At 72.3% G+C, this 12,428-nt stretch carries 11 protein-coding genes, 1 tRNA gene and 2 riboswitches; of the genes, 10 read left to right on the top strand and 2 right to left on the bottom strand.

Annotation, left to right across the window (positions count from 1 at the left end):
- Positions 1 to 5: 5 nt before the first annotated feature.
- From trmB to EVS81_RS04500, 8 genes are all read left to right on the top strand, one after another.
- Positions 6 to 755: a tRNA (guanosine(46)-N7)-methyltransferase TrmB gene (trmB, locus tag EVS81_RS04535; protein WP_205879386.1), complete on the top strand. Its 750-nt coding sequence runs from the start codon at positions 6 to 8 to the stop codon at positions 753 to 755.
- A gap of 38 nt (positions 756 to 793) precedes the next feature.
- On the top strand, positions 794 to 1,060 hold the full coding sequence (locus EVS81_RS04530) for a hypothetical protein (RefSeq protein WP_130109327.1): 267 nt from the start codon (positions 794 to 796) through the stop codon (positions 1,058 to 1,060).
- Positions 1,061 to 1,136: 76 nt separating this feature from the next.
- Positions 1,137 to 2,090, top strand: a complete 954-nt coding sequence (locus EVS81_RS04525; RefSeq protein ID WP_130109326.1) for an NAD(P)H-dependent flavin oxidoreductase — start codon at positions 1,137 to 1,139, stop codon at positions 2,088 to 2,090.
- Positions 2,091 to 2,144: 54 nt separating this feature from the next.
- Positions 2,145 to 2,247: riboswitch (glycine riboswitch) on the top strand.
- Positions 2,248 to 2,365, top strand: a riboswitch (glycine riboswitch).
- 36 nt (positions 2,366 to 2,401) lie between these two features.
- The gene (gcvP, locus tag EVS81_RS04520; protein ID WP_205879385.1) at positions 2,402 to 5,296 is read left to right on the top strand and encodes an aminomethyl-transferring glycine dehydrogenase; all 2,895 of its coding nucleotides are present in this window, start codon (positions 2,402 to 2,404) and stop codon (positions 5,294 to 5,296) included.
- 170 nt (positions 5,297 to 5,466) lie between these two features.
- A complete protein-coding gene (locus EVS81_RS04515) occupies positions 5,467 to 6,681 on the top strand; it encodes a glycine cleavage system aminomethyltransferase GcvT (protein WP_130109324.1) in 1,215 nt (404 codons plus the stop codon).
- 164 nt (positions 6,682 to 6,845) lie between these two features.
- Positions 6,846 to 7,223: a glycine cleavage system protein GcvH gene (gene gcvH / locus EVS81_RS04510; protein ID WP_130109323.1), complete on the top strand. Its 378-nt coding sequence runs from the start codon at positions 6,846 to 6,848 to the stop codon at positions 7,221 to 7,223.
- Between the two features lie 58 nt (positions 7,224 to 7,281).
- A complete protein-coding gene (locus tag EVS81_RS04505) occupies positions 7,282 to 8,676 on the top strand; it encodes an MFS transporter (RefSeq protein WP_130109322.1) in 1,395 nt (464 codons plus the stop codon).
- 169 nt (positions 8,677 to 8,845) lie between these two features.
- Positions 8,846 to 9,139 (top strand): metal-sensitive transcriptional regulator, encoded by a 294-nt coding sequence (locus EVS81_RS04500; protein WP_130109321.1) that lies wholly within the window; start codon positions 8,846 to 8,848, stop codon positions 9,137 to 9,139.
- Between the two features lie 48 nt (positions 9,140 to 9,187).
- On the opposite strand, the gene EVS81_RS04495 is transcribed toward EVS81_RS04500, so the two are convergent.
- The gene (locus tag EVS81_RS04495) at positions 9,188 to 9,724 is read right to left on the bottom strand and encodes a YbaK/EbsC family protein (RefSeq protein ID WP_130111286.1); all 537 of its coding nucleotides are present in this window, start codon (positions 9,722 to 9,724) and stop codon (positions 9,188 to 9,190) included.
- Positions 9,725 to 9,836: 112 nt separating this feature from the next.
- Here EVS81_RS04495 and EVS81_RS04490 point away from each other — a divergent pair.
- Positions 9,837 to 9,909: transfer RNA gene (locus tag EVS81_RS04490), tRNA-Arg, on the top strand.
- Positions 9,910 to 10,006: 97 nt separating this feature from the next.
- Here EVS81_RS04490 and EVS81_RS04485 read toward each other — a convergent pair.
- A complete protein-coding gene (locus tag EVS81_RS04485) occupies positions 10,007 to 10,579 on the bottom strand; it encodes a dihydrofolate reductase family protein (RefSeq protein ID WP_130109320.1) in 573 nt (190 codons plus the stop codon).
- A 177-nt stretch (positions 10,580 to 10,756) separates the two neighbouring features.
- Here EVS81_RS04485 and argS point away from each other — a divergent pair, with 177 nt between their 5' ends.
- Complete coding sequence (gene argS, locus EVS81_RS04480) at positions 10,757 to 12,427, top strand: arginine--tRNA ligase (protein WP_165384184.1); 1,671 nt, start codon at positions 10,757 to 10,759, stop codon at positions 12,425 to 12,427.
- The last annotated feature ends 1 nt before the right edge of the window (position 12,428 follow it).

The raw sequence follows: 12,428 nt of genomic DNA, 5'->3' as shown, positions 1-12,428 counted from the left end.
GACGGGTGAACGACCAGCAGCCCCTGCCGCACAAGAGCTTCGATCCCAGCACCTTCAGAGACAAGCCGGTGTCGTTCGTGCGCCGCAGCGGACGCATGACCCCCTCGCAGGAGCGCGCGTGGGAGCAGCACCACACCGAGTACGTGCTCGACATCCCGCACGGCCGGGCGGCGACGAGCGTCGCCGACGACGCGACCGGCGACCCCGAGCGCATCTTCGGTCGCCGCGCGCCCCTCGTCGTCGAGGTCGGCACGGGGCAGGGGCACGCGATCCTGCACGCGGCGGAGGCGCATCCCGAGACGAACTTCTTGGGCGTCGAGGTGTTCCGCGCGGGGCTGGCGCGCACCATCATCCGGGCCGAGCTCGCCGGGCTCGAGAACCTGCGCCTCGCCGAGGTCAACGCTCCCGAGCTGCTCGAGAAGTTCCTGCCCGCCGGATCGGTCGACGAGGTCTGGGTGTTCTTCCCCGACCCGTGGGCCAAGGCGCGACACCACAAGCGTCGCCTGGTCAGCGCCGACTTCGCGCGCATCGCCCGGCTCTCGCTGCGCCCGGGAGGAGTGCTGCGGCTCGCCACCGACTGGGAGGACTACGCCGAGTGGATGCGCGAGGTGCTCGACGCCGCCCCCGGCTTCGAGCGCGACTTCGCGGGGGACTGGGCGGAGCGCTTCGAGGGACGCGTGCTCACCGCCTTCGAGAAGAAGGGCGCCGAGAAGGGCCGCGCGATCCGCGATCTCGCCTACCGCCGCGCGTCGTGATCGCCGGCCTCCCCGCGCCGCGGGAGTAGAGTCGGGGCATGAGCGAGGATCCCGAGGCCGCCGACCGGGGCGCTGACGCGAAGCGGGCCGGCCACAGCTCATCGTCCGCGCCGCCCGCGGCCGTGGAGCGGTGGGAATTGTCGGGCGGAGCGATCCGCGTCGCCCGCGTCGGCGACCGCGGCGCCGTGGTCGAGCTGCTGCGCTGCGACGGCGGCGAGGTGGTGGAACTGCTCGAGCTCCACGACCCGCGCGAGGTGCGGTGGGCGCGGGATCGGCTGGCGGCCGATGGTCGGCGGCGGGACTGAACCCGAAACCGGTGGCGGCTCGGAATCCGCGGGGAAACCGCCGGATCCGGGATCGCGCACGACGAAGGGAACGACGATGACGAACGGATCGCAGGCGGAGTGGGCTGCGGGGCTCGGGCTCGCGGTGCCGGTGGTGTGCGCCCCGATGGGCGGTGCGGCCGGCGGGGCGCTCGCGAGCGCGGTGTCGCGCGCGGGCGCGCTCGGCATGATCGGCATGGGCAGCGCGGGATCGGTCGCGGCGCTCGAGCGGGAGCTCGCCCTGCTCGACACCGGCGGCCGGCCGTTCGGGATCGGGCTCGTCGCCTGGGGGATCGAACGCGATCCCGCGATGCTCGAGCGTGCCCTTGCCGCCGGGCCCGCGCTGGTCTCGGTGAGTTTCGGCGACTGGGAGGGGGAGGATCCGCGGCCCGCGTGGATCGAGGCGGTGCGCGCCTCGGGCGCCCTGGCCGTGACCCAGGTCGCCACGGTCGCCGAGGCCCGCCGCGCGGTCGACGCGGGCGTCGACGCCGTCGTGGCCCGCGGCCTGGAGGGCGGCGGACACGGCGATCATCGCGAGCCGCGGGACGAGCTGCTGGCCGCCGTGGTGGACGCGGTCGACGTGCCGGTGCTGGCCGCCGGCGCGGTGAGCACGGCCGAGGACCTGGCGGGCGTGCTCGCCGCGGGAGCGGCTGCGGCCTGGGTCGGCACCGCGTTCGCGGCCTGCGAGGAGGCGCTGACCGGTGACGCCGCCCGCGCCGTGCTGGTCGCGGCCGACGGCGCCGACACCCGGGTCTCGCGGGTACTCGACGTGGCGCTCGAGCGGCCCTGGCCGAGCCGCTTTCCGGAGCGCCTGCTGCGCACGCCGTTCGTCGACCGCTGGCAGGGGCGCGAGGACGAGCTCGCCGCCGACGCCGAGGCCCGCGCCGCGTTTCGCGCGGCGGTGGCGGCGGCCGACTACTCCGTCGTGCCGCTCGACGCCGGCCAGGGCGTGGGATCGGTGACCGCGGTGCGCCCGGCGGCGGAGGTGGTGGCGGCCCTGGCGCACCGCTGAGGTCCGCGGGCCGCCGGGGCTGGTACACTGAGCGCACTCGTGAATATCGGCCATCAAGCTGTGGCGGGAGAGCTCGGGATCCGCGTGACTGCGACCCGGCGCCGTAGGAGCAAACCCTCCCCGGGAATCTCTCAGGCCCCCGTACCGCTGCAGCGCGGCAACTCTGGAAAGCAGCGCGGATCCCGCGGATCCGCGCTCACCGACGGTGCAAGGGCGCCCCGCGTGCAACACGCAGAGCGCCTGAATCTCTCAGGTTTCGCAACAGAGCGGGGAGGATCCCACGTCACTACGCGCTCCCGCGCGTTCACCAGATGGAGATCCTCGTGAGCATTGCCCCCTACGCAGCCGACTTCGCCGACCGACACATCGGGGTGACCGCGAGCGCCGATATCGAGCGGATGCTGGCGCAGCTCGGATTCCCCAGCGTCGAGGCGCTCGTCGATGCCGCGGTCCCGGCCGACATCCGCGTCGACCGGCCGCTCGACCTCCCGGCTCCGCTCTCCGAGCAGGGAGCGCTCGCGCGACTGCGGGAGATGGCGGACCGCAACGTGCTGAAGACGCAGATGATCGGCCAGGGCTTCTCCGGGACGATCACCCCGCCGATCGTGCTGCGCAAGGTGCTCGAGAACCCCGCCTGGTACACCGCCTACACGCCCTACCAGCCCGAGATCTCGCAGGGCCGGCTCGAGGCGCTGCTGAACTTCCAGACGATGGTCTCCGACCTCACCGCGCTGCCCATCGCCAATGCGTCGCTGCTCGACGAGTCGTCGGCCGCGGCAGAGGCCGTGCTGCTCATGCGCCGCGCCAATCGGGCCCAGGGATCGGCGAAGACCGTCGTCGACGCGAACCTGTTCCCGCAGACGATCGCGGTGATCCGCGGCCGCGCCGAGGCGCTCGGCTTCGAGGTCGAGGTCGCGGATCTCTCGCGGGGGCTGCCCGAGGGCGACATGTCGGGCATCGTGCTGCAGCAGCCGGGCGATGACGGGGCGGTCGTCGACCACACCGCCATCATCGCCGCGGCGAAGGAGCGCGGGGCGATGGTCACGGTCGTCGCCGATCTGCTCGCGCTCACGCTCATCACCCCTCCCGGCGAGCAGGGCGCCGACATCGCCGTGGGCAACACCCAGCGCTTCGGGGTGCCCCTCTTCTTCGGCGGCCCGCACGCCGCCTACATGGCGATCCGCGCCGGCCTCGAGCGCTCCATGCCCGGCCGCCTCGTGGGCGTCTCGAAGGACGACGCGGGCACCCCCGCCTACCGCCTCGCCCTGCAGACCCGCGAGCAGCACATCCGCCGTGAGAAGGCCACGAGCAACATCTGCACCGCTCAGGCGCTGCTCGCGATCACCGCCTCGATGTACGCCGTCTACCACGGCCCGGAGGGGCTGAAAGCGATCGCCGAGCGCACGCACGCGCACGCGCGCACCCTCGCCGCGGCGCTGACCGCGGCCGGCATCGAGCTCGCGCGCAGCGAGTTCTTCGACACCGTCGTCGCGAGGGTGCCGGGCCGTGCCGAGCGGGTCATCGCCGACGCCGAGGCGGCCGGCATCAACCTGCGCCGCATCGACGCCGACACCGTCGGCGTCTCCACCGACGAGACCACGACGGCCGAGATCATCGCGACCGTCGCCGGCGTCTTCGGGGCGTCGGTCGCCGAGACGGTCGCGGAGGGCGACTACGGCTTCGCCCCGGGACTCGTGCGGGAGAGCGACTACCTCACCCACCCGATCTTCCACTCGGTGCGCTCCGAGACCCAGATGCTGCGCTACCTGCGCCGCCTCTCGGGCCGCGATCTCGCGCTCGACCGCACTATGATCCCGCTCGGATCCTGCACCATGAAGCTCAACTCGACGGCCGAGATGGAGGCGATCTCCTGGCCCGAGTTCGCCGGGATCCACCCCTACGCGCCCGAACACCAGACCGCGGGCTGGCGCGAGCTCATCGCCGACCTCGAGGGCCGCCTCGTCGAGATCACCGGGTACGCCGGCATCTCGCTGCAGCCGAACGCGGGATCGCAGGGAGAGTACGCGGGCCTGCTCGCCATCCGCGGCTACCACCGGGGGAACGGCGACGCGCAGCGCGACGTCTGCCTCATTCCGGCCTCGGCGCACGGCACCAACGCTGCCTCGGCGGTGCTCGCGGGCATGCGCGTGGTGGTCGTGAAGAACACCGACGCCGGCGCGATCGACCTCGACGACCTGGATGCGAAGATCGCCGAGCACCGAGACGCGCTCGCCGCCATCATGATCACCTACCCGTCCACCTACGGCCTCTACGACGTCGACGTGCGTGAGGTGTGCGATCGGGTCCACGCGGCCGGAGGGCAGGTGTACATCGACGGCGCGAACATGAACGCGCTCGTCGGGCTCGCGAAGCCGGGCGAGTTCGGCGGCGATGTGTCGCACCTCAACCTGCACAAGACCTTCGCGATCCCGCACGGGGGCGGCGGCCCCGGTGTCGGCCCGGTGGCGGTCGCCGAGCACCTGCTGCCGCATCTGCCGGGCGACCCGACCGGCAGTGCCGTCGCCGCGAGCAGCGGCACCGGAGACACGGTCGCGGTGCGCGACGGGATCCCCGTGGTCGCGACGCTCTTCGGCTCGGCGGGCGTGCTGCCGATCTCGTGGGCGTACATCGCGATGCTCGGCGCCGACGGGCTCACCCGGGCCACCCGGCACGCGCTGCTGGGCGCCAACTACATCGCCTCCCGGCTGCGGGATCACTTCCCGGTGCTGTTCACGGGCGAGAGCGGTCTCGTGGCGCACGAGTGCATCCTCGACCTGCGCGAGCTCACCGCGAAGACGGGCGTCACCGCCGAGGACGTGGCCAAGCGCCTCATCGACTTCGGCTTCCACGCGCCGACCCTCGCGTTCCCCGTGGCCGGCACACTGATGGTCGAGCCGACCGAGTCGGAGGATCTCGGCGAGCTCGAGCGATTCATCGAGGCGATGATCGCGATCCGCCGCGAGATCGACCAGGTCGCCGCAGGCGACTTCCCGCTCCTGGAGTCTCCGCTGCGCCGCGCGCCCCACACGGCCGCCGCCGTCGTGTCGAGCGACTGGGATCGGCCGTACCCCGTCGAGCAGGCCGCGTTCCCCGTCCCCTCCCTGCGCGTCGACAAATACTTCCCGCCGGTGGGCCGGATCGACGGCGCGCACGGCGACCGCAACCTGGTCTGCTCCTGCCCGGCCCCCGAGGCGTTCGAGGGGTGATGGTCATGCTGCGCGACGAAGGAGAGAGGCCCGTCATGCTGCGCGAGCGGAGCGAGTCGAAGTACGCAGGATCTCATGAGCTGGATTCTGCGACTCGCAGGCTCGCGCAGAATGACCCGGAGAGAGCCGCGCAGCTGCGTAGCTGAGTTGCAGACGAGAAACGAGACATGATGACTGACCCCAAGCGCACCGCGCTGCACGAGGAGCACACCGCGCTCGGCGCCTCGTTCACCGACTTCGGCGGCTGGGACATGCCGCTGAAGTACGGCTCCGAGCTGGCCGAGCACCGGGCGGTGCGCGAGGCCGCCGGCCTCTTCGATCTCTCCCACATGGGCGAGGTCTGGGTGAGCGGCCCCGACGCCGCGGCCTTCCTCAACACGGCCCTCGTGGGCAACCTCGCGGCGGTCGCGGTGGGGCGGGCCAAGTACTCGCTCATCTGCGACGCGGGCGGCGGGATCGTCGACGACCTCATCGTGTACCGCATCACCGACACCCGCTACCTGGTGGTGCCGAACGCGGGCAACGCCGAGACGGTCGCGGGGCTGCTCGCGGAACGTGCCGAGGGCTTCCACGCGGAGGTCTCCAATGCCTCGGCCGAGACGAGCCTCGTGGCGGTGCAGGGGCCCGCCGCCGAGCGCATCCTGCTCGACCTGCTCGACGAGCGGCAGCACGAGGCCGTGACCGGCCTGCGGTACTACGCGTGGGCCGCGGCATCGATCGGCGGATCCGGATCGGCGACCGCATCAGGGCCCGACACCGGATCCATGCCCGATAGGGGATCCGGAGCTGACACGGGATCCGGCATCGCAGCCGGCGCGCCCATCGACGTGCTGCTCGCCCGCACCGGCTACACCGGCGAGGACGGCTTCGAGCTGTTCGTTCCGAACGACCGCGCCGCCGAGCTCTGGAGGCTGCTGCTCGCGGCGGGGGCGCCCCACGGGCTGATCCCGGCAGGCCTCGCGTCGCGCGACTCGCTGCGCCTCGAGGCGGGAATGCCGCTCTACGGCAACGAGCTGAGCCGCGAAGTCACGCCCTTCGAGGCGGGCCTGGGCCCGGTCGTCTCGTTCGCGAAGGAGGAGCGCTTCGCGGGGCGCGATGCGCTGGAGGCCCGCCGAGAGGCGGGTCCCGGCATGCGCCTCGTCGGCCTCAGGGGCTCCGGTCGGCGTGCGGGCCGGGCCGGCTACTCGGTGCTCTCGGGCGGCGAGGTGGTCGGCCGCATCACGAGCGGTCAGCCCAGCCCCACGCTGGGGTACCCCGTCGCGCTCGCCTACGTCTCGCCCGAGCATGCGGAGATCGGCACCCGGCTGGAGGTCGACCTGCGCGGCAGGCCGGAGCCCTTCGAGGTCGTGCCCCTGCCGTTCTACCGCCGACCCGCCACGGGTTGAGCGAGCCCGCGCCGGCTGAGCGAGGAGCGAAGCGACGAGTCGACACCTTCGGCTCCTCGGGTTCGGCTCGCCGGTGCTCGCTCGACCGGCGAAACCCTCACCCAGAAGAACCGAGATCCTGCGACTTCGCGCAGGATGACACCTCCAGACAAGGAATACACATCATGAGCAAGGTACAGACCGGACTGCGCTACTCCGCCGAGCACGAGTGGATCGACGGCGGCACTCCCGCGACGATCGGTATCAGCGAGGTCGCCGCCGACGCCCTCGGAGAGATCGTCTACGTCGATCTGCCCGAGGTCGGAGCGAGCATCGCCGTCGGACAGGTCGTGGGGGAGGTCGAGTCGACGAAGTCGGTCTCGGAGCTCTTCTCGCCCGTCGCCGGCGAGGTCGTCGCGGTCAACGAGGCCGCGGTGGGGGATCCCGCGCTCATCAACTCCGATCCCTACGGCGAAGGCTGGCTGTTCCGCGTGGCGGTCTCCGAGGAGGGCCCGCTCCTGAGCGCCGAGCAGTACGCCGCAGACAACGGGGCCGAGATCTAGCCGCGCCGCGAGATCCGGATCCACGAGGGGCGCACCCGCAGGGCTCTACGATGATTCCATGAGCGGAACACCGGCGAGCCAGAACTCGCTCTCCCAGCGCCTCGATGCCCTGCCCTTCACGCGCAAGCACGGTCGCGTGCTCACCGGATCGGGGATCGGCTGGGCCCTCGACGCCATGGACGTCGGACTCATCTCCTTCATCATCGCGGCGCTCACGCAGCACTGGGGCATCGGCCGGGCCGAGAGCGGCCTCATCGCGTCGATCGGCTTCGCGGGCATGGCGGTGGGCGCGAGCCTCGGCGGCCTGCTGGCCGACCGCTTCGGGCGCCGCCAGGTGTTCGCGCTCACCCTGCTGGTCTACGGGATCGCGACGGGAGCGAGCGCCCTCGTGGGCGGCGTGGCCCTGCTGCTCGTGCTGCGCTTCTTCGTCGGTCTCGGTCTCGGGGCCGAGCTGCCCGTCGCTTCGACCTACGTCAGCGAGTTCGCGCCGGCCCGCATCCGCGGCCGCCTGATCGTGATCCTCGAGGCGTTCTGGGCCGTGGGGTGGACCGCGGCGGCGGTGATCGGCTACTTCGTCGTGCCGGTCGACGAGAACGGCTGGCGCTGGGCCTTCGCGCTCGGCGCCGTCCCCGCCGTCTATGCGCTCGTGGTGCGTTGGGGCCTGCCCGAGTCGCCGCGGTGGCTCGTGAGCCGGGGGCGCGGCGCCGAGGCCGCGCGCATCGTCGCCGAGTTCGAGCGGTCGGCCCGCGGCCCGGTTGCCGCAGAACCGACGGGCGACGCCGCGCGCACCCCCGCGCGCACCCCGGCGACCCGGCCCGACGCCGCGGGTCGGGCCGGGTTCGCCTCCTCGGCCGGCGGGCGCCTCGCCGCACTCTGGTCGGGCGAGTTCCGCGGGCGCACGGTCTCGATCTGGGTCGTGTGGTTCTGCGTCAATTTCGCGTACTACGGCGCGTTCATCTGGATCCCGAGCATTCTCGTCGAGGCCGGGTTCAGCCTCGTGCGCTCCTTCGGCTTCACGCTCATCATCACGCTCGCGCAGCTTCCGGGCTACGCCGTGGCGGCCTGGCTGATCGAGGTGTGGGGCCGGCGCCTCACCCTCTCGGTGTTCCTGGCCGGATCCGCGGTTTCTGCGATCGTGTTCGGCACCGTGCACGCCGAAGCCGCGATCATCGGCGCCGGGATGGCGCTGTCGTTCTTCAATCTCGGCGCATGGGGCGCCCTGTACGCGGTGACTCCCGAGATCTATCCGACTTCGTTGCGGGCCACGGGGGCCGGGTGGGCGGCCGGGGTCGGGCGCATCGCGTCGATCGTGGCGCCGCTCGTGGTGCCGGTGCTGCTGACCGCCGGGGGAGCCGGACTCACCTTCGCGGTGTTCTCGGTGTTCTTCATCGTCGCCGCGGCTGCCGCCTGGGGTCTCGTCGATCGCCGCGGAAAGGCGCTCGACGACCGCTGAGCCGCGGGGCTCCGCCGCGCTCCGCTGGCCCCGCTGGCCCCGCTGGCTTCGCTGGCCCCGCTGGCCCCGCCGCGCCCCGCTGGCTTCGCTGGCCCCGCGCGTCAGGTGGGAGTATCATACTCCCAGGAGTATCCGGAACCAGCGGCTCGGCCGAGGAAGGGGCGACGACATGACCGAGGGAGCAGCCGACCTCGCCGTCGCGGCGCACGATCCCGAGGCGAAGCGGAAGGTGGTCAACCGCCTGAAGCGCGCTCAGGGCCAGCTCGCGGCGGTGATCGACGCCGTGGAAGGCGAGGCGCACTGCCGCGACGTGGTGCAGCAGCTCGCCGCGGTGTCGAAGGCACTCGACCGCGCCGGGTTTCTCGTCATCTCGACGGCGCTCAAGGAGTGCCTGACGGACCCCGAGGCGGAGGGCAACCCGCAGCCCGAGGAGCTGGAAAAGCTCTTCCTCTCACTCGCCTAGCCGTGTCCCCGGCGGCGGCGCGCGCCGATGAGGCGGGCCGCGCGCGGATCAGAGCTCCGCGGCGAGCCCGTCGATCACCTCGACGCCGGGGAGTGCGCACAGGGTCTCCCCGGGCAGTGCGATCTTCGCCGCCCGGATCCCGGCACCGATGACCGCCTCGGGCACTTCCCGCACGCGCGAGTCGACGAGCACGCGCCAGGCCGCGGGCAGGCCGAGCGGGGTGATGCCGCCGTACTCCATGCCGGTGAGCGCGACCGCCTCATCCATCGGAGCAAAGCTCGCCTTGCGCGCACCGAGCAGCTTGCGCACGGTCTTGTTGACGTCGGCCCGCGTGGTGGCGAGGACCACGCACGCGGCGTAGGTGATCTCCTCGCCGCGGCGGCCCGCCACGACGATGCAGTTCGCCGAGGCTGCGGGATCCACGCCGTAGGCCGCGCAGAATGCTGCGGTGTCCGCCAGAGCCGCATCGATCCCGGCCACCCTGATGCTCGCCGAGAGCTGCGGATCGAGCTCCGCGACCGCGTTGCGCACCGGGGCGGCGAGCAGCTCGGGCGCATCGGCGGCGGGAAGCAGGTCCAGCGGCATGGTCACACTCCGGGTTCGGCGGCTCGGGGACGGTTCGAGCCTACTCGAGGTGCGGTGCTGCGCGATGCGACTCCGAATGTGCGCTAGGCTAGTCGCTGTTGTCGACGTGCTCGCCTCCGTAGCTCAGGGGATAGAGCGCCGGTTTCCGGTACCGTAGGTCGGGGGTTCGAATCCCTCCGGGGGCACGGACAACACGCAGAGGCCCCCACCGCGTCGGCGGTGGGGGCCTCTGCGCATGCGCCGAGGCGCACGGCGGATCCGGCGAGGCCGGCCGGAGGGCCGTCAACCGGTCACTGCGTCGACGGGGCGGTAGCGCAGCAGCATCGCGCCGGACCTGAACTCCCTCCGGCCCACGAGTTCGAGGCGGATGCGCCGGTGCAGACCGGCCAGCAGGGTCGGTCCGTGCCCCGCGAGGACCGGCTGCACCAGGAACTCGTACTCGTCGATCAGTCCCAGGTCGGCCAGCGCCAGCGGCAACGTCACGCCACCGACCCAGAGGCCCTCGCCCGGTTGCCGCTTCAACCGCCGCACCGCCGTCTCCAGGTCTCCCCGGATCGGCTCGGCATTCCAGTCCGGGTCGCTCAGCGTGCGCGACACCACGTGCTTCCGCGCGCGGTCGATCGCGTCGGCGAACGGCGTCTCCCACGTCTCCATCCGATCCGGCCACGCGCCGGAGGCCGGCCGCCGCCAGGCCGAGGCCATCATCTCGTAGGTCGCCCGTCCGAACAGCAGTGCGTCGGCCCGCCGCATCTGCGCGGTCCAGTAGGCCATCGACTCCTCGTCGGGGGCGATGCCTGCCTCGTGATGGCAGCATCCGTCGAGCGTCACGTTGATCGAGTATCGCAGCGGTCTCATCGCGGTCCTCTCCCTCGAGGTGCGCGGGGGATGGCCCGGCGAGACCCACACTACTGCGACAGCGGCGCGGGGATCGAGCACCCGCGCCCCGCCGACGAGCCGCGGCGCCCCCGTGGTGCGATCCCGCCCCGAGGGGGCGGCGAGGGGCGCCGTCGAGCGCGAGTAGACTGGGTCCTCGTGACGCCTCAAGAACTCGCCAGCGCCCTCGCCCGTATCCTGACCGAACTCGTCGCCGAGCGCGGCGCCGACATCGCGATCACCGAGCAGGACACGCAGCTGGAGCGACCCAAGAACCGGGAGCACGGCGACTGGTCGTCGAACGCGGCGATGAAGTTCGCGAAGCGCCTCGGCACGAACCCGCGCGAGCTGGCGCAGGAGATCGCAGAGCGGGCCGCCGCGATCGACGGCGTCGCCCAGGCCGAGATCGCGGGCCCGGGCTTCATCAATCTCACCCTCGACGCGGCCAGCGCAGGCGAGACCGCGCGCCGCGTCGTGGAGCAGGGGGAGGCCTACGGGAGGGGCGACGCGCTCGCCGGCCAGCGGATCAACCTCGAGTTCGTGAGCGCCAATCCCACGGGCCCGCTGCACATGGGGCACACCCGCTGGGCCGCGCTCGGAGACTCCACGGCCCGCGTGCTGCGCGCCGCCGGCGCCGAGGTGACGAGCGAGTACTACATCAACGACGCGGGCGCGCAGATGAACAAGTTCGGGCGCTCGGTCCTCGCCGCCGCACTCGGCGAGGACGCGCCCGAGGACGCCTATCCCGGCGAGTACATCCAGGCGCTCGGCCGCCGCGTGCGCGAACAGCTCCCCGACCTCGCCGAGCTGGCCGGGACCGATCGCGAGGCGGCGCTCGAACAGGCCCAGGAGCTCGGCTACCAGCTGCAGCTCGCCGAGATCAAGGACTCGCTCGAGCGCTTCAACGTGCACTTCGACGTCTTCTTCTCGGAGCGCAGCCTGCACGCCGCCGGCGACGGCGGGGCCCCGAGCCCCATCGCGGCCGCTGTGGATCGTCTGCGGGAGCAGGGACACGTCTTCGAGGAGGACGGCGCGATCTGGGTGCGCACCACCGACTTCGGCGACGACAAGGATCGCGTATTCACGCGCGGCAACGGCGTCTACACCTACTTCGCCGCAGACGCCGCCTACTACCTCTCGAAGAAGGATCGCGGCTTCGGCGAGAAGATCTACCTGCTGGGCGCCGATCATCACGGCTACATCGGCCGTCTGACCGCGATCGCGGGGGCCGCGGGCGACGACACGGAGACCGACATCACCGTGCTGATCGGCCAGCTCGTTAACCTCGACGGCGCGCGGCTCTCGAAGCGCGCGGGCAACATCGTCGAGCTCGACGACCTGCTCGAGTGGCTGGGCTCGGACGCGCTCCGCTACTGGCTGGCCCGCTACCCGGCCGACTCGCCGCTCGCGCTCGACGGCGAGAAGCTGCGCAGCCGGTCCAACGACAACCCGGTCTTCTACGTGCAGTACGCGCACGCGCGCACCTGCGCGGTGGACCGCAACGCCGCGGACGCCGGTCTGGACCGCAGCGCCTTCGCCCCCGAGCTGCTCACCCACGAGACCGAGACCGAGCTGCTGGGCAAGCTGCAGCAGTACCCGGGGATCGTCGCGGGGGCCGCCGAGCTGCGCGAGCCGCACCGCATCGCGCGATTCCTCGAGGAGCTGGCCGCGGCGTACCACCGCTGGTACGACAACTGCCGGGTGCTGCCTCTGGCCGGCGAGCAGATCGGCGATCTGCACCGCACGCGCCTGTGGCTCAACGACGCCGCGGGTCAGGTGCTGCGCAACGGCCTCGACCTGCTGGGGGTCTCGGCCCCCGAGCGACTGTAGG

It is taken from the genome of Leucobacter triazinivorans (genome assembly GCF_004208635.1).
Taxonomy (GTDB): Bacteria; Actinomycetota; Actinomycetes; order Actinomycetales; family Microbacteriaceae; genus Leucobacter; species Leucobacter triazinivorans.
This window is presented reverse-complemented; position numbering and strand designations above follow the sequence as displayed.

Excerpts from the sequence above, each read along its gene's own strand:
- EVS81_RS04530 (WP_130109327.1), top strand. The coding sequence starts at position 794 with ATGAGCGAGGATCCCGAGGCCGCCGACCGGGGCGCTGACGCGAAGCGG.
- EVS81_RS04525 (WP_130109326.1), top strand. The coding sequence starts at position 1,137 with ATGACGAACGGATCGCAGGCGGAGTGGGCTGCGGGGCTCGGGCTCGCG.
- gcvP (WP_205879385.1), top strand. The coding sequence starts at position 2,402 with ATGGAGATCCTCGTGAGCATTGCCCCCTACGCAGCCGACTTCGCCGAC.
- EVS81_RS04515 (WP_130109324.1), top strand. The coding sequence starts at position 5,467 with ATGACTGACCCCAAGCGCACCGCGCTGCACGAGGAGCACACCGCGCTC.
- gcvH (WP_130109323.1), top strand. The coding sequence starts at position 6,846 with ATGAGCAAGGTACAGACCGGACTGCGCTACTCCGCCGAGCACGAGTGG.
- EVS81_RS04505 (WP_130109322.1), top strand. The coding sequence starts at position 7,282 with ATGAGCGGAACACCGGCGAGCCAGAACTCGCTCTCCCAGCGCCTCGAT.
- EVS81_RS04500 (WP_130109321.1), top strand. The coding sequence starts at position 8,846 with ATGACCGAGGGAGCAGCCGACCTCGCCGTCGCGGCGCACGATCCCGAG.
- EVS81_RS04495 (WP_130111286.1), bottom strand. The coding sequence starts at position 9,724 with ATGCCGCTGGACCTGCTTCCCGCCGCCGATGCGCCCGAGCTGCTCGCC.
- EVS81_RS04485 (WP_130109320.1), bottom strand. The coding sequence starts at position 10,579 with ATGAGACCGCTGCGATACTCGATCAACGTGACGCTCGACGGATGCTGC.